The organism is Micromonospora sp. NPDC005203 (genome assembly GCF_042872705.1).
Classification (GTDB): domain Bacteria; phylum Actinomycetota; class Actinomycetes; order Mycobacteriales; family Micromonosporaceae; genus Micromonospora.
Genome location: NZ_JBIAKV010000008.1, coordinates 54,140 through 72,512, shown reverse-complemented (window position 1 = coordinate 72,512; position 18,373 = coordinate 54,140). Strand labels below are relative to the sequence as shown.

Genomic DNA, 18,373 nt, shown 5'->3' with positions numbered 1-18,373 from the left:
CGGGTCCCGGGGTCAGCCGGGTCGCCCGCGGCGGCTGAGCACGGCGGCGATCTCGGCGACGCCCTCCTCGATCTCGGTCGTCGTGCGGGCCGCGTAGCCCAGCACGAGGCCCGGCCGGTAGGGACGCTGACAGTGCCAGGACAGGGGTTGCACCTTCACTCCCCGCGCCAGCGTCGCGGCCGCCAAATCCGTGTCGACCACGTCGTCGTCGAGCGTGATCATCAGGTGCAGGCCGGCGGCCGCGCCGTGCACCGTCGCCGATGGCAACTCGCGGGCCAGCGCGGCGATCATGGCATCCCGTCGGCGGATGTGCCGGCGGCGCAGCAGCCGCAGGTGCCGCTCGAAGGCGCCAGAGGTCAGCAGCTCCGCCAACACCAGTTGCGGGAGTACGGCGTTGCCCAGGTCGGCGTTGCGTTTGGCGGTCACCACCGCCGCACGCAGTCGCGGCGGCACGAGCAGCCAACCGACCCGCAGGGCGGGGGCGAGCAGCTTGGAGACGCTGCCGGTATAGCAGACCTGCTCGGGCAGCAGGCCCCGCAGCGCCGGCACCGGTGAACGGTCGTAGCGGTGCTCGGCGTCGTAGTCGTCCTCGATGATCAGACCGCCGGCCCGCGCCCAGGCGACGAGGTGGCGGCGGCGGTCACCGTCGAGCACGACGCCGGTCGGGAACTGGTGTGCGGGGGTGAGCAGCACGGCCGGCACACCACTGGCGGCCAACTCGTCGACACACAGCCCGGCGTCGTCGACGGTGATCGGCGGAGTGCCCATCCGCCAGTTGTTCAGGTGCTGACGTACGCCGAGCGAACCCGGGTCCTCGACCGCGATCCGGTCGACGCCGGCTGCGGTGAGTGCCTGGGCGAGGAGCCCGAGCGCCTGGGAGACGCCGGCCACGATGATCACCTCGGTGGGGTCGACGCTGATGCCGCGATTGCGGGCCAACCAGGCGGCGACGGCCTGTCGCAGTGTCGGCGCGCCGCACGGGTCGCCGTAGCCGAGGTCGGACGCGGCGAGGCGGCGCAGCACGGTCCGCTCGGCGCGTAGCCAGTCGGTGCGGGGAAAGGCGGTCAGGTCGGGTACGCCGGGCGTCAGGTCGATCGTCGCGCTCGCCGCGCGTACCGCCTCGAAGATGTCGCTGCCCGGCGCCGGCGGGAACAGTGCGGGCGGGGGCGGCACGGCGGCCGGGGCGGTCACCGGCGCGGCGGGCGCGGCGACGACGACCGTGCCGGCCCGGCCCCGGCCGACCACGTGACCCTCCTCGGTCAACCGCTGGTACGCCTCGGTGACCACACCCCGGGAGACGCCGAGGTCGGCGGCGAGCACCCGGGTCGGGGGCAGCCGCGCACCGGTCGGCACCCGCCCGTCGGCGATGGCCTGACGCAACCGGTGGGTCAGCCAGTCGGCCCGCCCGCCCGGCGGCGCGTCGGCGATGGCCAGGTGCAGAAAGTCCGACCCCGCCGTTATGGACCTATCGGATGCCCTCGGTTTGGCTCTGCTCACCGGGCCATCTTGGCAGCAGAGTGGAGCAGGGACCCGCCCCACCGAACCCATCGGAGGACGATCGTGACCATCCCGTTCCTGGTCGCCACGCTGATCGTGGTGGTCACCCCCGGCACCGGGGTGTTCTTCACCCTCTCCGCCGGGCTGTCCCGGGGCGCCCGAGCCGGCGTGCTTGCCGCGTTCGCCTGCACGCTGGGCACCCTGCCGCACCTGCTCGCGGCGATGACCGGGCTGGCCGCGCTGATGCAGACCAGCGCCGTGGCGTTCGACGTCGTCCGGTACCTCGGCGTCGGGTACCTGCTCTATCTGGCCTGGTCCACCGCACGCGACCGCGACGCCTTCACGGCGACGACCGACGCCGCGCCCCGCTCGGCGACCCGCGTGATCATCTCCGGCGTGGTGGTCAACCTGCTCAACCCGAAGCCGACGTTGTTCTTCGTCGCGTTCCTGCCCCAGTTCGTCGACACCGCCACCGTCGGCTCGACCCGGGCGATGCTCGCCTGCGGCGCGGTGTTCATGCTGTTCACCTTCGTGGTGTTCAGCGGCTACGGCATCTTCGCGGCCCGGGTACGCGACCGGGTGCTCACCCGCCCCCGCGTCACCGACTGGCTGCGCCGATCCGTCGCCGGCACGTTCGTCGCGCTCGGCGTGACGCTCGCCCTCACCCGACGATAGGAGTGCCGTGCGGTTCGAGCATGCTCCGCAGCTTCGTGACACGTACCCCGACCTGGTCGCCGGCGTGGTCCACGCCACCGGCATCACCGCCACCGCCGACGTGGCGCGGCGGACGGCCGGCTACCTGGCCGTCGCCCGCAGTCGGCTGGCCGGCGGACCGGAGAGCGGGTTCCCGGAGATCCAGGCGTGGCGGCGGGCGTACGCGGCGATGGGGCTGCGACCCACCAAGTACCGGTGCGCCGCCGAGGCGCTGCTGCGTCGGCTGCGCCTGGACGGCGAGTTGCCCCGGCTCCACCCGCTTGTCGATCTCTGCAACGCCGTCTCGGCCGCGTACGCCATCCCGGTCGCGGCGCTCGACCTGGACCGGGTCGACGGTGACCTGGTGGTCCGGCCGGCACACGGCGACGAGGCGTACCTGAGTTTCGCGGGCGACACCGAGCGTCCCGAGCCGGGCGAGGTGAGCTTCGTCGACTCCGCCGGGCGGGCACACGCCCGACGGTGGACGAACCGGCAGAGCGGCTGGTCGGCAGTGCGGGCGGGCACCTCGTCGGCGCTGATCGTCGCCGAGGCGCTGCACCCGGGTGGCGGGCCGGCCGTGACCCGGCTGGTCGCCGACCTCGTGACGGACCTGACCGACGGGTGGTCCGCCCCGACGGCCAGTGCGGTGCTGACCGCCGCCGCGCCCCGCTTCACCGCCACCGCCACGCCCTCCGGTGGCGAAATCGGTCAGGCGGTGTCGCCGGGGACGAGGTGACGGTAGCCGGGGATCGTCTCGCCGAACCAGCCGGCGACGCTTGCCAGGCCGCGCTCGTTGAGCTGCGCGTCGTGGATCGGGTACGCGGCGGCGGCGCCCACCGCGCCGGCGAACCGGATCGCCTCGTCGAGGCGCAACCAGGACCCCTGGGCCGGAACGAGCAGGGTGCGCACCGGCTCGTCGGGCACGTGCAGCGCGTCGCCGGGATGGTAGAGCCCGTCGCCGATCAGGTAGCCGAGGTTGGGGCAGTCCGGTTTACCCCCGTGGATGGCGGCGTGCCGGCCACCGTGGGCGCTGACCTCGATGCCGGCCGCCGTGAAGCGTTGCCCGGCGCGGACCCGGGTCACCGGCAGCGGGACGAGGTCCGGCAGTCGGGCGCCCTGCGGGGCGTACACGGGGACGCCCAGGCCGGCCAGGCGCAGCACGTCCACGTGGTCGGTGTGTTCGTGGGTGACCAGGACGGCGTCCGCGCCGACCAGGGCACGCGGCTCGCTCCACGTCCCCGGGTCGACGACGAGCACCCCGCCGTCGTGTTCCACCCGTACGCACGAGTGGGTGAATCGCGTGATCCGCACCCGGCGACGGTACGCCACGGCACCGGCGCGTCCTGGCCGGTCGACGGGGGCATGTTGCTGATGGGCCCCAGGCGGCGGCGTTGCCGAACGACGACTGGCGGTCGGTCTGACCACCGCGGGCGTCGTCAGCGCATCGGCGCGGCCGACGCCCGGACGATGTACACGAACTGCACACCGAACGCCACCACCGCGACCAGCACCCCGACCAGGACCGTCACCTCGCCCCCGGCCCCGACGGTCGTGGCCGCCAGCGCGATGCCGAGCCCGCCCAACACGGCGTTGACCGCGCCCACGAGTGCGGCGGTGGTCAGCAGGAACTCCCACCGCCCCGGTCGCGTGCCGACCAGGTTCCAGGCTGTGCTCATGGCATCGCCGGCCACCACCGCGTCGGCGAAGAAGTCGTGCTCGCCGGCGAGCTTGTGCTGGTAGTAGGCCCGGATGCGTTGGATCCGCCGCAGGTCCAGCGAGTTCTCCACGGTGGTCTCCACCAGCCGCAGGAACGTCAGCACCCCGATGATGACCAGGGTCGGCAGCACCGCGGCCAGGTACGGCCGGACCAGCTTGTCGTTGCTGGCGACGAAGCCGAGGCCGATCAGCGCCGCCGACAGGACGGACAGGAAGATGGTGGCGCGGCCGGTGGCCTCGGCGATGGTGCCGGCGCGGGACGTCTGCAACGCGTAGTGCTCGGTGGTCAGGACGGTGAGAAGCGCCTGCTCGCGTTCGCTCTCGTCCACCCGCCACCCTCCGTGGTCGCACGACTCCGTTACCGTCACCCTATGAGCGGCGAGCCGGGTCCGAGCGGCGAACCGACCGCTCGACGAACGGGCCAGCGCCCAGCACAGCGGGCACGTATCCTCCGAATTCCGGTGATCAGCAAGCGGTAGTGGGGCCGACCGACGGCGGAAGGGGACCGGATGCCCGAGTGGGCTGGTCGGGGCGGGCGGCAACGACGCGCCTTCGTCGTCGGTGGGGCACTGCTCGGTGTCGCCGTCGTCATGCTGGTGGGCGCCTGGCGCAGCACCGGATTCCTGAGCGACCTGCTGCTCAACCTCGGTGCCAGCGTCGTGCTCGCGGCCATCTCGTACGTCATCTTCGACCCGCTGTTCGAGGAGGCCCGCAAGGCGCGGGTGCAGGAGCACCTGAGCTTCGACCAGCAGGCGTTCGTGGCCCGGCTGCACCGCTCCGGCCGCCGGGTGCGCATCCTCGACACCTGGACGATCCTGCTGGAGCAGCGGCACCGCGAGGAGACGCTGAGCGCGGTCCGGGCGGCGCTCGCCAACGGCGCCCAGGTGCAGTTGCTCCTGCTCGACCCGGACTGCACCGCCGCGCAGCAACGCTCCGAGGAGTTGGAGCGGCAGCGGGTGGACGTGCCCCGCCAGATCCGCACCAACCTGCGCCACCTGGCCGCCTTCACCGACGCCCTCGACGGCCGGCTACGGCAGCGCCTGCAGGTCCGCCTCTACGACGCGTCCCCGTCGATCCAGCTCTACCAGTGGGACGGGCGGGCGTTGATCTCGTTCTTCCCGATCGGGAAGCTGTCGTTCAACGTCCCCCAGCTCGAGGTGGACATGGACAGCCCGTGGGGCGGGTTCGTGCACGCCCGCTTCGAGGAGTTGTGGGAGCACGAACAGGCCACCCTCGACCTGGAGCGGTACTGGTCGGTCATGGTCACGCTGCGCCACGACGACTCGGACGTGGTCGAGGTGCGCGTGCCGTACGTGACGGTGGACGGGCAGCACTACGTCGACTGCCGTGGGTTCCGGGTGACCGGGCAGCTGACCGCGCGCGCCATGCTGCCGCCCCGGGCACCCGGGGCGTCCCCCGCGGTGTTCTCGCTGGCGGAGCCCGCCGACGGGGACCACACACCGGCCGACACCGTGAAACGGCACTTCGACCAGAAGTACGGGCACGACGTCGGGGATCGGGCGATCTACCGGTTGGTGCCGCCACCGGGCGCCTCCCGTCCCCCGACGCCCCGCGCGGCGGCAGCCGGCGACACGCACGGACGGTGACCCCGGCCCGACCGGTCGGCTCGGGGCGCGAGACACTTGTGGCCTCGCCCCGAACGCCCGGAGGACCCGCCACGTGTCGCCCAGCACCGCACCGCCGCCCGGGTCGGCGCAGCTTCGCGCCGACTGCGGACGCTGCTTCGGCCTGTGCTGCGTGGTGCCCGCGTTCGCCCGGTCGGCGGACTTCGCCATCGACAAACCGGCCGGGCGGGCCTGCCCCAACCTGGGTCCGGACCACCGCTGCGGCATCCACACCGAGCTGCGGCAACGCGGGTTTCCCGGCTGCACCGTGTTCGACTGCTTCGGGGCCGGGCAGCAGGTCGCCCAGATCACCTTCGGCGGGCGGGACTGGCGGGACGCGCCGGAGACGCTGCCGGCGATGGCGGAGGCGTTCGCCGTGCTGCGCCCGCTGCACGAACTGCTCTGGTACGTCACCGAGGCGCTGGCGCTGCACCCGCCGGCCGACCTGCGCGACGAGCTGACCCGCGCTCGCGCCGAGACGACAGCGCTCACCGAGGGTGACCCCACACGCCTGCGGACGGTGGACGTCGCCGCGCACCGGGACCGGGTCAACCCGCTGCTGTCCCGGGCCAGCGACGCGGTCCGCTCCCCCGGGGGCGCGGACCACCGGGGAGCGCACCTGCCCGGCGTCGACCTGCGCCGGGCCGACCTGCGCCGGGCCAACCTGCGCGGGGCGCTGCTGATCGGCGCCGACCTGCGCGGCGTCGACCTGAGCCTGGCCGACGTCACCGGCGCGGACCTGCGCGGGGCCGACCTGCGCGGCGCCGACCTGCGGAGCATCCTCTTCCTGCACCAGTCCCAGCTCGACGCCGCCCGGGGCGACGTCCGCACCCGCCTGCCAGCGGCCCGCACCCGACCGGCGCACTGGACGGCGCTGCCGCTCACCCCGGTCCGCCGGCCGTCCCCGTCCACCGCCTCCACCGGTCGCCGCCGACGGCGCTGAGCGCGAGGTTTCGGCCGGGACGACGCCGGGTAGCCAGCGCCGACGCGGACCGGCATCGACGGGGGGCACGGCGTGGGCTACCGAAAGCGCGACGGTGAGTTGCCGGGCGACCCGCAGCACAGCGAGGACGAGGCCGGCCAGGTGCCGCTGGTGCAGGTAGAGGCGGACACCGAGGTGCCCGCGCCGGCCGACACCGACGTCCGACCGGACATCGTGACCGAGCCGGACAACTCAGGTGTCGCCGGCGGCTCGTCCGGCAGCAGCGGCGGCGGGTCGAGCATGCCCGGGCACCCCGACGCGACCCGCTGACCCCGACTCAGCGACTGGTCAGCGCGGCCCGCGCCTCGGTCATGCCCTTGTTGGCCAGCCCGTCGGCCCGCTCGTTCTCCGGGTGACCGTTGTGCCCCTTGACCCACAGCCAGGTGACCTCGTGCCGTTCACAGGCCGCCTCCAGCCGCTGCCACAGGTCGGCGTTCTTCACCGGCTGCTTCGCCGCCGTCCGCCAACCGTTGCGCTTCCAGGACGCCAGCCAACTGGTGATGCCGTTGCGCACGTACGTGCTGTCGGTGTGCAGCTCGACGGTGACCGGCCGGTTCAGGCTCTCCAACGCCTGGATGGCCGCCATCAGCTCCATCCGGTTGTTGGTGGTCGGCGTGGCCTCGCCCCCGCACAGCTCCCGCTCGTGGTCGCCGTAGCGCAACAGGGCGCCCCAACCGCCCGGCCCGGGGTTGCCACTGCACGCCCCATCGGTCCAGATCTGCACGCCCCTGCCGGCCGCCGCGTCCACCATGCCCGGCAACCTACCGGCAGCGCGCGTCGTCCTCCCCGCTCGGGGGGCCGGCGCGCCGAGCCGTCGGCGCCGGAGTCACCACCGCCGGTGGGACGGCCGGGGCGGGCCGCGTGGGGCGCAGCCGGTCACGGACGCGGTGCGCCGCGTCGCCGGCGGTGGCGGCGATCATCGGCAGCAGCCGGGTCGAGTTCATGATCGCGACCTCCTCGGCCGGGGTGCTGACCCCGTCGAGGAAGCGCAACACCCGCGCAGCCGGGTTGCGGTCGAAGAGCCGGTCGAAGAAGTCCGGGCCGCCGACCCCGCCCCGGTCCAGCGCCCGCAGGGCCACCGCGTCCATCCACCGGTGCCGACGCGGGTACGCCGCCTGCGGCACCGGCGCCCGTCCCGCCGCGAGGGCGCGGGCCACCTGGTCGGCCTGGCGGTACATGGCGGAGAAGGTGAAGCCGGTGGAGGGTCTGGTCGCACCGCCGGCCGTACCGAGCCGGACCACCCGGGGTGAGGGCCGGGCCGGGAACGGCGCGTCGGTCATCGGGATCACGCCGTTCTCCACCTCGCGCACCCGCAGCCCGGCCGGATCGAGCCCGAGCAGGTCCCGGTAGCCGGCCAGCGCCGCGTCGTACCCGGCGTCGGTGAGCAGGTCGGGGGAGAACTCGGTGTACTCGACCAGGGCGTACCTGTCACTCACCGGCAGCACGTACCCGAACGAGACGCCCCGGGGCGGCTGCGGGGTGCGGAAATCCATCAGCACCGCGCGGGCCGGGTCGAAGACGGGCCGCTCGGCCTCCAACCACCAGCCACGGAAGTGCTGCAACCAGGTGGTCCGCCCCGCTCGCGCCGGCCGGCGGGGACGGGAGTCGAGCACCCAGCCGGCTCGTACGGTCTGCCCGTCACCGGTGCGCACCAGCACCCGCGTGCCGTCGTCGGTCACCGTCTCGGCGGGCGCGACGATCCGGATGGCGCCCAGCCTCCGTTCGGCCGCGGCAGCCCGGTCGTAGACCGGGCCGGAGCGGAGCATGGCGTACCGCAGCGGGGTCAGGTCCAGGACGCGGCGCCGGACCGTCGTGGCCACCTCGACCTGCTGCCAGCTCGCGCTGAGCAGCGGGTCCAGGTCGGTGCCGGGGTGGCCCCAGAACGCCCAGGTGCGGTCCTGACCGCGCCGGCGGACCGGGTCGACGACGGCGATGCGCAAGCCCCGGACGCCGTGCCGGTCCAGTGCGGCGAGCAGCAACGACGCCGCACCACCACCGCCGAGCAGCGCGAGGTCGACGTCGAGCGGCGCGGAATCGGTCACCCGCACCACGCTGCCACACCGCCGCCCGCCACCACCGGTGAGGCGGATCGGCGCGTCCGGGCCTTTGCGCAGCTCTCCCCGCCTTCGGGTGGACACGTGACGGCAACGAAGAATTCTCATTTTCACCTGATCGTGGGGCCAACCCACCTAGTGTTGGGCACACCGGTGCTAGTCGGAGTTGGCCACCCGAACGACGTCCCACGCAGTCAGCGGACGAAAAGTGAGGGAAGACGCGTATGAAGGTCTCAACAGCACTCTGCTCGGCGGCGCTCGGCGTGGGCCTCGGCACGCTCCTGCTGCCAGGCGCCGCACTGGCCGACACCACGGTGTCACCGGCCACCACCCCGGTCGGTGGGACCGTCGTGCTCACCGCGACGACCTGCAACCCGAAGTCGGGTGACGCCCTCTTCCGGGTCACCGGCCCCAACCGCGACCAGAACGTCCGATCCACCACGGCCGCCGCCGGCGGCGGACTGAGCGCCGAACTCTTCACCGCCGGATTCACCCTGGGCACCTACACGGTGGCGGCGACCTGCGGCGACGGCAGCTCGGCCGGCACCACGACGTTCACCGTCACCCCGATCGGCGGCGCACCGGCCGGTTCCGGTGGTGACAACCGCGACACCGGCGCTCTGGCCGCTGGTGGCACCCTGCTCGGCACCGCCCTCGCCGGCGCGGTGGTCCTGATCCGCCGGCGACGTCCGGTGTCCACTGTCGCCTGATCGGCGACTGCTCCATCCCTGAGGACGGGTGCCCGCACCGGTGACACCGGCGCGGGCACCCCGACGATGCCCTACGGAGGTGTGCCCACGTGTGCTGGCGGCGGACCCTACCGGCCGTGGTGGCCCTGCTCGGCGTGGCCGGGCTCGGGCTGATCACCGTCGGCCTCACCGCCGACCCGACGCGGCCACCACGACCGCCGGCCGACGCGCCGAGGCGCACCCATCCCGCACCGGACCTGGCGCCGCTGCCCCGCGCCGCGCCGGTCCGGGTGCGGATCCCCACCATCGACGTACGCGCCGAGGTCGTCCCGGTCGGCGCGGACGCCGCCGGGGTGCTGGAGGTGCCACCACTGGACAGGCCCACCCTCGCCGGCTGGTACCGGCACGGGGTCAGCCCCGGCGAGACCGGCAACGCCGTCCTGGTGGGACACGTCGACTCCCCCGCCGGACCGGCGGTCTTCTTCGACCTCGGTCGGCTGCGCGGCGGCGCCCAGATCGAGATCACCCGCGCCGACGCGCGGGTCGCCACGTTCACCGTGGACGACGTCCGCGCGTACCCGAAGGAGCACTTTCCCACCACGCTCGTCTACGGCCCGGCGGACGCCGCCGGACTCCGCCTGATCACCTGCGGCGGCCGGTTCGACGCCACGACCGGCAACTACGTCGACAACGTCGTCGTCTTCGCCACCCGCACCGCCTGAGCACGGCCGCCCGCCTGTCGGACGCCGGACCCCGCTCGGCAGAATGCGGTGGCACCATCCCCAGCGGGCACCGTGACCGGGGTGGTGCGCGGGCGACGGGGGGCACGCGGTGGATCAGCGACCGGTACGGGACCGGGCCGGTCGAGGCGTACGCGCCCTGGCCCGTCGACTGCTCGGCCGGGTCGAGGACGACTCCCCCACCCCGCGCCGGTCCAACCCGGACGCGGTCGTCGACTGCGCCGTCTACGTCGACGGCCGGCGCGAGCCGGGACAGCAGCACTACGCCGACGCCTACTCCCGGGCACGGCACGGCCGCGACGCCTTCGTGTGGCTGGGCCTGCACGACCCGGGGCCGGCCGTGCTCGCCGCGGTGGGCCGGACCTTCGGCCTCGACGAGCTGACCGTCGAGCAGGCCCTCGCTGACGGGCACCGGCCCACCGTGCAGCGGCACGGGCCGGTCACCCTGCTGGTGCTGCGCACCGCCGGGTACGTGGAACACGACGAGCTGACCGACACCTCCGAGGTGATCGACACCGGGGACGTGATGGTGCTGCTCGGAGACCGGTTCGCCATCACCGTGCGGCACGGCGCCGCCGGGGCGCTGCGCAGCGTCCGCGCCGACATCGAGCGCCGTCCCGCACTGCTGGCCGCCGGCCCATGGGCGGTGGCGTACGCGGTCTGCGCCCGGATGGTCGACTCCTACCTGGAGGTGGCCGGGCACGTGGAGCGGGACCTGGAGCGGGTCGAGGAGGAGGTGTTCGCCCGCGATCGCAGCGCCGACATCCAGCACATCTACCAGCTCAAACGGGAGGTGGTGGAGTTCAAACGGGCGGTGCTGCCGTTGCAGGCGCCGATGCGGACGCTGCTCGACCCCGACGGGCCGCCCCGCGCCCTGCACCGCTGGTTCGTCGACGTGGACGGCCGGTTGAGCCGGGCCGTCGACCGGGTCGCCGCGTACGACGATCTGCTCACCTCGATCGTGCAGTCCCGGCTGGCGCAGCTCGCCGTCGAACAGAACAACGACATGCGCAAGATCGCGGCGTGGGCGGCCATCGCGGCCACCCAGACCGGCATCGCCGGCATCTACGGCATGAACTTCGACCACATGCCCGAGCTGGCCTGGCGGTACGGCTACGCCGCAGCCCTGGCCCTGATGGCGGCAGCGGCCCTGTTCCTGTACCGCCTGTTCCGCCGCTCCGGCTGGCTCTGAACACCCCGGGCGGCTTGCTCGACTCGGGTTCCTTGAAGTCGGGGTGTCTGACCCTCTCGGATACCGCGACTTTTAGGAAGTCGAGTGGATCAGGCAAGGGCCGCGCGCCCCAGCGACCGGCGGGAGCCGTTGCCCGGTGATGGGGCAGGATGACGATGTGGGTAAGGGTGCGGGACGCCGACGGGCGCACACGACGACGGGACGGGCCTGCCCGTGCGGCTCCGGCCGGGCGTACGCGGACTGCTGCGCCCCGGCGCACGGCGGCGACAGCCCGGCGGCAACGGCCGACGCGCTGATGCGTTCCCGGTTCAGTGCCTTCGCTCTCGGCGACACCGGCTACCTGCTGCGCAGCTGGCACTCCTCGACCCGGCCCGCCTCGCTGGAGCTCGACCCGGGGCAACGGTGGACCCGACTGGAGATCGTCGAGACCGAGCGGGGCGGCCTGCTCGACGCGGCCGGCACCGTGACGTTCCACGCCCACTACCGGGCTGCGGGCCGGCCGGGCACGGTGACCGAACACAGCCGGTTCGTCCGCGAGGACGGCCGATGGGTCTACCTCGACGGTGACCAGCCCTGAGGGCTGTGGTGCCGTAGGATGACGGTGGCGTCGTCCTACGCCGCACCTCCCTCCCGGCGCTCACGCCGCCGGCCACGCGGAGGCAAAGGGGGCCTGGAGCCCTCGGGACGTGGTGCCACATGCCCCACTCCGGCGGGGTCGGCGGGAGCGTGAGTCCCGGTGACCGTGCCGTTGACCGGGAGCATGTGATGACCAGACAGAAATCGTTCAAGACCCGGGTCCGCACCGCCACCGCGCCGCACAGTTTCCGGGCCGACTGGGCCGGTGGTCCCACCCGGATCGTGGTCGGCGTCGACGCGGTCGGCGAGTCGAAGGCCCGGGTCGCCGTCCTGCACGAGAAGCTGACCGCAGCCGAGCAGGCCGCCGAGCTGACGGCGTACTGGCGGGAGCGGCTCACCGCGTTGAAGGCACTGCTCGAGTCGAACGGAGACCACCGATGACCATGACGTTCATCAACCTGCCGGTGCGCGACCTGACCACCGCCGCCGAGTTCTACCAGGCACTCGGCTTCACCAGCGACCAGGCCGAGCCGGACGGCGACAGCATGGCGCTCACCATCTCCGACAGCACCCGGCTGATGCTGCACCTCCGCTCGACCTTCGAGGCGTACACCGGGGTCCCCACCACGGACACGGCAACCAGCCGGGAGGTCATCATCGGCCTGTCGGCGCAGAGCAGGGAGCAGGTCGACGAGCTGGTCGACCGGGCCGCGGTCGCCGGTGGGGAGTCGCTCGGGCCGGGGACGGCCAACGGGCCGATGTACATGCGCGGCTTCCGGGACCTCGACGGCCACCAGTGGTCGTTCCTGCACCTGGCCGGCTGAGACCGGGGCCGGCCCGGTCAGTCGGGGCCGCGCACCACGCTCGCGGTGCCGCCGGTGGGCACGCCCGTGCCGCGCCGGCGGCGCGTCAGCAGCACCAACCCCAGGACGAGGTACGGCCCGGCCGTCACCGCGAACGCCACCGCGTTGCCGGCCGCCGTCGCGATGAGCCCATAGCCGGCGTACGTTCCGATGATCAGCAGGTCGGTGGCCATCCCGGCCATCGACGTGACGGTGGCTCGGCTGTTGCCGACGATGCGCGCCTGGAGTCGCGCGTCGGCCAGCACGGTGGCCAGTTGCGCGGCGCCGAACGCCACCGCGAGCAGCCCGAAACCGCCCGGGTGCCGGAGCAGGGCGCCCCCGCCCAGCGCGACGCCGACCACGCCCAGCAGCGCGGCGTAGCCCCGGCGGCCCAGCCGTTCCCCCACCGGGGCGAGCAGCCCGCCGATGGTCACCCCCGCCCAGAGCAGCAGGAGCAGCAGCGGCACCACCTTCGCTCCGACGCCGGTGTCCAGGGCCAGCAGCGGGGTGTACTCGTCCAGGGCACCCCAGTCGGCGGCGACCACGGCGACCAGCAGCACCGCCGCCCGTACCGGCGGTCGTGTGCGGACCTGCGTCAGCCCGGCCCGCAGCGTCTCCCACCAACCCAGGTCACCGTCGTCGTCCAGCTCGGACGGTGACCGGGGTGACCCGGCGGCCGGTAGGCGATGCTCCGGCAGCCGGGCGGCGACCACCGCGGCGAGCAGGCAGGCGAGCACGCTGGCCGCACCGATGGCCGGATACCCGCCGGCGGCGAGCACCGGGCCGGCGAGCACTCCGGAGAGCACCACGCCCAGCACGCCGGCCGTTCGCGCGCGACCGAGCACCCGGGCGTACCGGTCGACCGCGCCGAGCCGGTCCAACTCGGTCCAGACCAACGCTTCCAGCGCACCGGAGACCAACGCCCCGCCGGCGCCCCAGAGCAGGAACCCGACCGCGAACGCCGGGTACGACGGCAGCGACACCCAGAGCGCGAAACCGGCGGCGGCCACCAGCGGCGCGAGGCACAGCAGCAGCCGTCGGGACACCACGTCAGCCCACGCGCCGGAGGGCACCTCGAACAGGATGCCCGCCGCCGACCAGACGACGAAGAGCGACGAGATCTGCCCCACCGACAGCCCGGTGTCGGCGAAGAACACCACGTACAGCGGATAGAGCAGCACGAGGTCACTGAGGAACGCGTACCCGTAGAGGGTGGTCGTCAGCCGACGGACCGCCGGGTCGGACACGCGCGAAGCGATGTGGATCATGAGGCCTTCCCGTGGGAGTGGAGACGGACACCGGACGTGCGGTGCCCGTGGCGGCCCACGGTTTCGGCCTAGGGTGCGGGATCAATGTCGCCAGGTCATGCCGGCGATGCTAGCCGCGTCCCGCCGCGTCGGCGAGCGCTTTCGGCGTGCCGGGCGAGACGCCGCGGGGTGGGGTCGCCTCCGGACCCCACCCCGCTGGCGTCGCGGCGAATCAGCGGCGGTTCGGGTCGACCGGCGGGATGACCGTGGTGGTCTCGCTGTCGTCGCCGGCCCGCTGTGCGGGCACCGGTCCGGCGGCGCCGGGGCCGACCACCTGGGTCGTGTCGGCGTCGCCACCACCGCGGCCGACCACCTGGGTGGTGTCGGCGTCGCCACCACCGCGGCCGACCACCTGGGTGGTGTCGGCGTCACGGCTGACCACCTGGGTGGTGTCGGCGTCGGCCCGCACGGCCGGCAGCCGCTCGGTGTCCAGGTCGGCCGGACGGGTCACCACCTGCGTGGCCTCCGGGTCGGCCGGACGGGTCACGATCTGCGTCGCCTCCGGGTCGGCCGGACGGGTCACGATCTGCGTCGCCTCCGGGTCGGCCGGACGGGTCACCACCTGCGGATCGGCCGGCACGGTCACCACCTGGGTGGCCTCCGGATCGCTGACCGCCTTCGACGGGCGGACCGGGTCGGCGGTGGAGGTCGACCGCCGGGCCAGCTCGGCCTCGGCGTCGCGGCGACCAGCCCGGTAGGCCCGGGTGTGCGAGGCGATCACCTGCGACTCCTGCTCCGCACGGCTCAGCCACCCCTCCCAGCGGCTCTGCATCGGACGGATCAGGCCACCACCGACACCCACGACGAGGATCCCGCCGACGGTGGCCAGCACGGCGATCAGCACGGGCGTGGTGACCGCGGTGGCCACCCCGATCTGGTTCAGCGCGGCGATGACGCCGAGACCGAGAATGAACACCGAGGCGATGTTGGCCAGCACCCGGCCGTACGACAGCCCGCCGAGCGCGCCGCTGATGATGTCCTTGACCGCGTTGGCGATGGCGGCGGCGACCACGACGATGACGATCGCGACGAAGGCCCGGGGCAACCACGAGATCACCGCGGCGAGCAGGTCGGAGATCGGGTTCGGCCCCCAGATGCCGAAGGCGAGCTGGAGGGTGAACAGCAGCACCGCGTAGTAGACGAGCTTCGCGACGATGTCGCTGGCGTCGTACCGGGAGCGACTCAGCGCCCGACGGATGCCGCCGCGTTCGACGGCGCGGTCGAAGCCGACCCGCTCCAGGACCTTCTCCACGATCTTCAACACGGCCTTGGCGATCAGCCAACCGGCCACCAGGATCGCCAGGAAGGCGACGGCCTTGGGCAGGAAGAGCATCACCGAGCGGAGGGCGTCGCCCACCGCGTCGCTGACGTTGTCACTCATCTGGTCATTCCTCTACGGGCAGCCGGGGATGGTCGGTCACCGACCTACCCTCGACCCGACGTGGGGAAACGCCGGCCACCGACGGCCCGACCGGCTGGATCATGGGCCCGGCCCCCTAGCGCGCGGGCAAGTCCTGGCAATATTCTCCGGAGTGCGTGCGGCCATTGGAGCTACTTTTCATCCCCCGCCGTCGGCCGCAGGAGGAGATGTCATGCACGTCGACCATTCCGAAGTGGACCGCCGGACACTGCTGCGGGCCGGTCTCGGCGCCGCCACGGTCGCCGTCGTCGGGAGCGAACTCGCCTTCCCCGCCACGGCACAGGCCACGCCCGGCACCGACCTGGACTGGATCATCAGCTGTGACGAGTGGGCCGCCCGCCCGCCGAAGGACCCGCTGTCGGTGAGCGCCATCGCCACCAACAAGATCATCGTGCATCACATGGCGTTCCCGAACGTCACGGACTACTCCCGCGAGCAGGCGGTCAAGCTGGCCCACGACTGCCAGGACCTGCACATGGACGGCAACGGCTGGTCGGACACCGGCCAGCACTTCACGGTGAGCCGCGGTGGCTACGTGCTGGAGGGCCGCCGGGGCAGCCTGGAGCGCCTCGAAGCCGGCGACCGGCAGATGGTCTCCGCCCACTGCCCGGGCGAGAACGGCCGGGCCATCGGCATCGAGAACGAGGGCACGTACGTCACCGAGACGCCGCCGAAGGCGCTGACCGACTCGCTGGTCAAACTCTGCGTCGCCATCTGCCGGCAGTACGGGCTGCACGCGTACGACATCTTCGGCCACTGGGACTTCCGCACCACCGAGTGCCCGGGGGCGGCGTTCTACCGGCAGTTCCCCGAGCTGCGGCGACGCGTCCACGCCGCCCTGGGCACCAAGCTCGGTGACGTGCCGGCGCGCCGCTGGCCGGACCTGTGGCGCTTCGTCAACTCCCCCTCGGTCCGGGTGGTGCAGCACCTGCTCGCCCATCGGGGCTACGCGGTGACGGTCAGCGGCACGTTCGACGCCGCGACCGTGGCGGCCGTGCAGGACTGGCAGGCCCGAAACGGCATTGCGGTGGACGTGGACGCCACCCTCACCACGCCGACCTGGGAGACCCTCGCTCCGGAGCTCAACCAGCACGCCACCGGCGCGCCGGTCACTGCGGTGCAGGAAATCCTCGCCACCAAGGGGTACGCGGTCACCGCGACCGGGGCGTACGACCACGCCACCCGGGCAGCCGTGCAGGACCTACAGGCGCTGCACGGGCTGCCCCGCAACGGCAAGCTCAGCACGAGCACGTGGTGCGCGGTCGTCGGCGGGTCGGTCCGCCAGTCGTTCCAGCACCGCTGAGCGGTGGTGGCGGTGCGGGTCCTCCCGCACCGCCACCCGGGCTGCCACCAGCGCGTTGGTGCGGCCGGGACGGTTTGGCGCACGGCGTGGCCGGAAAGACTGCCGGTATGAGATGGGCCCGTCGAGCCGTACCCGCCGTCGCCACCGCCGTCGCGGCGCTCGCCGCGCGGGATCTGATCCAGCGCGACCACGCGCTGCTGCGCAACTTTCCGGTGCTCGGCCGCGCCCGTTACCTGTTGGAGGCGATCGGGCCGGAGCTTCGGCAGTACATCGTGGCCGGCAACGACGAGGAGCGGCCGTTCACCCGTGACCAGCGCCGCTGGGTGTACGCGTCGGCGAAGCAGGAGAACAACTACTTCGGCTTCGGCACGGACAACGACATCGAACACACCCGCGGATACCCGATCATCAAGCACCGCACGTTCGGCCGGGCGGTGCCGCCGTCCACCCCGACCGCCGGGCACGACGTGCGGTTGCCCTGCGCGAAGGTGCTCGGCGCGGCCCGGGGGCGAGCCCGCGCCTTCCGCCCGGAGTCGGTGGTCAACATCTCCGGGATGAGCTTCGGATCGCTCTCCGGCAACGCCATCACCGCGCTGAACAAGGGGGCCGCGCTCGCCGGTTGCCTACAGAACACCGGCGAGGGCGGCCTGTCGCCGTACCACCGCAACGGTGGGGAGTTGGTCTTCCAACTCGGCACGGCGTACTTCGGCTGCCGCGACGAGCACGGCCGGTTCAGCCTGAACCGACTGAAGGACCTGGCCGCCGGCGCGCCCGTGCGGGCCTTGGAGATCAAGCTGAGCCAGGGCGCCAAGCCGAGCCTCGGTGGGCTGCTGCCCGGGGCGAAGGTGTCCGCCGAGATCGCCGCCACCCGGGGCATCCCGGCTGGTGAGGACTGCGTCAGCCCATCCCGGCACGCCGAGTTCTCCGACTGTGACAGCCTGCTCGACTGGGTGGAGCTGTTGGCCACCGAGACGGGCCTCCCGGTCGGCATCAAGTCGGCGGTCGGCGACCTCGGCTTCTGGCAGGAGCTGGCCACCCTGATGCGCGATACCGGCCGGGGCGTCGATTTCGTGACGATCGACGGCGGCGAGGGCGGCACCGGTGCCGCGCCGCTGATCTTCAGCGACTCCGTGTCGCTCCCGTTCCAGCAGGGCTTCTCCCGGGTCTACAAGGTCTTCGCCGAACACGATCTGCACGAGCGGGTGGTCTTCGTCGGCGCCGGCAAACTCGGCCTGCCGGACAACGCCGTCGTGGCGTTCGCGCTCGGCTGCGACATGGTCAACGTGGGTCGGGAGGCAATGCTGTCGATCGGCTGCATCCAGGCCCAGAAGTGCCACACCGACACCTGCCCCACCGGCGTGGCGACGCAGAACGCCTGGCTGACCCGAGGCCTGGACCCGACGTTGAAGTCGGTCCGGGCGGCAAACTACCTGCGGACGTTGCGCCGCGACCTCACCAAGGTCGCCGAGGCCTGCGGCGTGGAACACCCCGGCCTGATCGGCACGGACGCCGTGGAGATCCTGGACGGCCGCACCGGCTCCACCCCACTGCACGAGGTGTACGGCTACCAGCCGGACTGGGGAATGCCCTCGCCGACCGACCAGGCGGAGATCATTCGGCTGATGACCCCGGAGGTGCCCCGGGGCGGCAGCGCCCCGCCCTCGGCCACCGCCGTCGGCTGAGCCGAGCCCACCCCCGGGCTTCGCGATCTTGCACTTGCCGTCGCGACAAACAGCA

The 18,373-nt window shown here is 73.1% G+C and carries 20 protein-coding genes; 13 read left to right on the top strand and 7 right to left on the bottom strand.

Going from position 1 to position 18,373, the window contains the following annotated elements; all coding sequences use genetic code 11:
- Positions 1-12: 12 nt before the first annotated feature.
- Positions 13-1,497: a PLP-dependent aminotransferase family protein gene (locus tag ACFYPM_RS18970; protein WP_387198267.1), complete on the bottom strand. Its 1,485-nt coding sequence runs from the start codon at positions 1,495-1,497 to the stop codon at positions 13-15.
- Positions 1,498-1,560: 63 nt separating this feature from the next.
- Between ACFYPM_RS18970 and ACFYPM_RS18965 the strand changes: the two genes are divergently transcribed.
- On the top strand, positions 1,561-2,172 hold the full coding sequence (locus tag ACFYPM_RS18965) for a LysE family translocator (RefSeq protein ID WP_387198264.1): 612 nt from the start codon (positions 1,561-1,563) through the stop codon (positions 2,170-2,172).
- Positions 2,173-2,179: 7 nt separating this feature from the next.
- Positions 2,180-2,926, top strand: coding sequence for a B3/4 domain-containing protein (locus ACFYPM_RS18960; RefSeq protein ID WP_387198261.1), 747 nt, complete (start codon positions 2,180-2,182; stop codon positions 2,924-2,926).
- On the opposite strand, the gene ACFYPM_RS18955 is transcribed toward ACFYPM_RS18960, so the two are convergent.
- Together ACFYPM_RS18955 and ACFYPM_RS18950 are read right to left on the bottom strand one after the other, a co-directional pair.
- A complete protein-coding gene (locus ACFYPM_RS18955; protein ID WP_387198258.1) occupies positions 2,899-3,501 on the bottom strand; it encodes an MBL fold metallo-hydrolase in 603 nt (200 codons plus the stop codon). The two genes, ACFYPM_RS18960 and ACFYPM_RS18955, sit on opposite strands and share 28 nt — an antisense overlap.
- 125 nt (positions 3,502-3,626) lie before the next feature.
- Entirely contained in the window at positions 3,627-4,235 is a 609-nt protein-coding gene (locus ACFYPM_RS18950) for a hypothetical protein (protein ID WP_387198255.1), read from the bottom strand.
- A 180-nt stretch (positions 4,236-4,415) separates the two neighbouring features.
- On the opposite strand from ACFYPM_RS18950, the gene ACFYPM_RS18945 reads away from it, so the two are divergent.
- The 3 genes from ACFYPM_RS18945 (at position 4,416) to ACFYPM_RS18935 (ending at position 6,783) form a co-directional block, all read left to right on the top strand.
- Entirely contained in the window at positions 4,416-5,513 is a 1,098-nt protein-coding gene (locus tag ACFYPM_RS18945; protein ID WP_387198252.1) for a DUF5919 domain-containing protein, read from the top strand.
- A 73-nt stretch (positions 5,514-5,586) separates the two neighbouring features.
- Positions 5,587-6,474 (top strand): pentapeptide repeat-containing protein, encoded by an 888-nt coding sequence (locus ACFYPM_RS18940; protein WP_387198249.1) that lies wholly within the window; start codon positions 5,587-5,589, stop codon positions 6,472-6,474.
- Between the two features lie 72 nt (positions 6,475-6,546).
- Positions 6,547-6,783, top strand: coding sequence for a preprotein translocase YidC (locus ACFYPM_RS18935; protein ID WP_238648548.1), 237 nt, complete (start codon positions 6,547-6,549; stop codon positions 6,781-6,783).
- Between the two features lie 7 nt (positions 6,784-6,790).
- Here the strand turns inward: ACFYPM_RS18935 and rnhA are convergent, their stop codons facing one another.
- Positions 6,791-7,264: a ribonuclease HI gene (gene rnhA / locus ACFYPM_RS18930; RefSeq protein ID WP_030491933.1), complete on the bottom strand. Its 474-nt coding sequence runs from the start codon at positions 7,262-7,264 to the stop codon at positions 6,791-6,793.
- A gap of 10 nt (positions 7,265-7,274) precedes the next feature.
- Positions 7,275-8,555 carry a lycopene cyclase family protein gene (locus tag ACFYPM_RS18925; protein WP_387198245.1) on the bottom strand — a complete coding sequence of 427 codons (1,281 nt, stop codon included), beginning with the start codon at positions 8,553-8,555 and terminating at the stop codon, positions 7,275-7,277.
- Between the two features lie 236 nt (positions 8,556-8,791).
- Between ACFYPM_RS18925 and ACFYPM_RS18920 the strand changes: the two genes are divergently transcribed.
- The 6 genes from ACFYPM_RS18920 to ACFYPM_RS18895 all read left to right on the top strand — a co-directional run bounded on the left by ACFYPM_RS18920 (position 8,792) and on the right by ACFYPM_RS18895 (position 12,588).
- On the top strand, positions 8,792-9,277 hold the full coding sequence (locus ACFYPM_RS18920; RefSeq protein WP_387198242.1) for a hypothetical protein: 486 nt from the start codon (positions 8,792-8,794) through the stop codon (positions 9,275-9,277).
- Positions 9,278-9,366: 89 nt separating this feature from the next.
- A complete protein-coding gene (locus ACFYPM_RS18915; protein WP_387198239.1) occupies positions 9,367-9,978 on the top strand; it encodes a class F sortase in 612 nt (203 codons plus the stop codon).
- Between the two features lie 109 nt (positions 9,979-10,087).
- Complete coding sequence (locus ACFYPM_RS18910) at positions 10,088-11,188, top strand: magnesium and cobalt transport protein CorA (protein ID WP_387198236.1); 1,101 nt, start codon at positions 10,088-10,090, stop codon at positions 11,186-11,188.
- A gap of 157 nt (positions 11,189-11,345) precedes the next feature.
- The gene (locus tag ACFYPM_RS18905) at positions 11,346-11,765 is read left to right on the top strand and encodes a YchJ family protein (protein ID WP_387198233.1); all 420 of its coding nucleotides are present in this window, start codon (positions 11,346-11,348) and stop codon (positions 11,763-11,765) included.
- Positions 11,766-11,953: 188 nt separating this feature from the next.
- Positions 11,954-12,205 (top strand): hypothetical protein, encoded by a 252-nt coding sequence (locus ACFYPM_RS18900; RefSeq protein ID WP_387198230.1) that lies wholly within the window; start codon positions 11,954-11,956, stop codon positions 12,203-12,205.
- A complete protein-coding gene (locus ACFYPM_RS18895) occupies positions 12,202-12,588 on the top strand; it encodes a VOC family protein (protein ID WP_387198226.1) in 387 nt (128 codons plus the stop codon). The genes ACFYPM_RS18900 and ACFYPM_RS18895 overlap by 4 nt, the downstream gene beginning before the upstream one ends.
- A 17-nt stretch (positions 12,589-12,605) precedes the next feature.
- On the opposite strand, the gene ACFYPM_RS18890 is transcribed toward ACFYPM_RS18895, so the two are convergent.
- Positions 12,606-13,874: an MFS transporter gene (locus ACFYPM_RS18890; RefSeq protein WP_387198223.1), complete on the bottom strand. Its 1,269-nt coding sequence runs from the start codon at positions 13,872-13,874 to the stop codon at positions 12,606-12,608.
- A gap of 211 nt (positions 13,875-14,085) precedes the next feature.
- The gene (locus ACFYPM_RS18885; RefSeq protein ID WP_387198220.1) at positions 14,086-15,294 is read right to left on the bottom strand and encodes a hypothetical protein; all 1,209 of its coding nucleotides are present in this window, start codon (positions 15,292-15,294) and stop codon (positions 14,086-14,088) included.
- Positions 15,295-15,505: 211 nt separating this feature from the next.
- Between ACFYPM_RS18885 and ACFYPM_RS18880 the strand changes: the two genes are divergently transcribed.
- Together ACFYPM_RS18880 and ACFYPM_RS18875 are read left to right on the top strand one after the other, a co-directional pair.
- Positions 15,506-16,636 carry a peptidoglycan-binding protein gene (locus tag ACFYPM_RS18880; RefSeq protein WP_387198217.1) on the top strand — a complete coding sequence of 377 codons (1,131 nt, stop codon included), beginning with the start codon at positions 15,506-15,508 and terminating at the stop codon, positions 16,634-16,636.
- A 107-nt stretch (positions 16,637-16,743) separates the two neighbouring features.
- A complete protein-coding gene (locus ACFYPM_RS18875; RefSeq protein WP_387198214.1) occupies positions 16,744-18,318 on the top strand; it encodes an FMN-binding glutamate synthase family protein in 1,575 nt (524 codons plus the stop codon).
- Positions 18,319-18,373 lie beyond the last annotated feature (55 nt).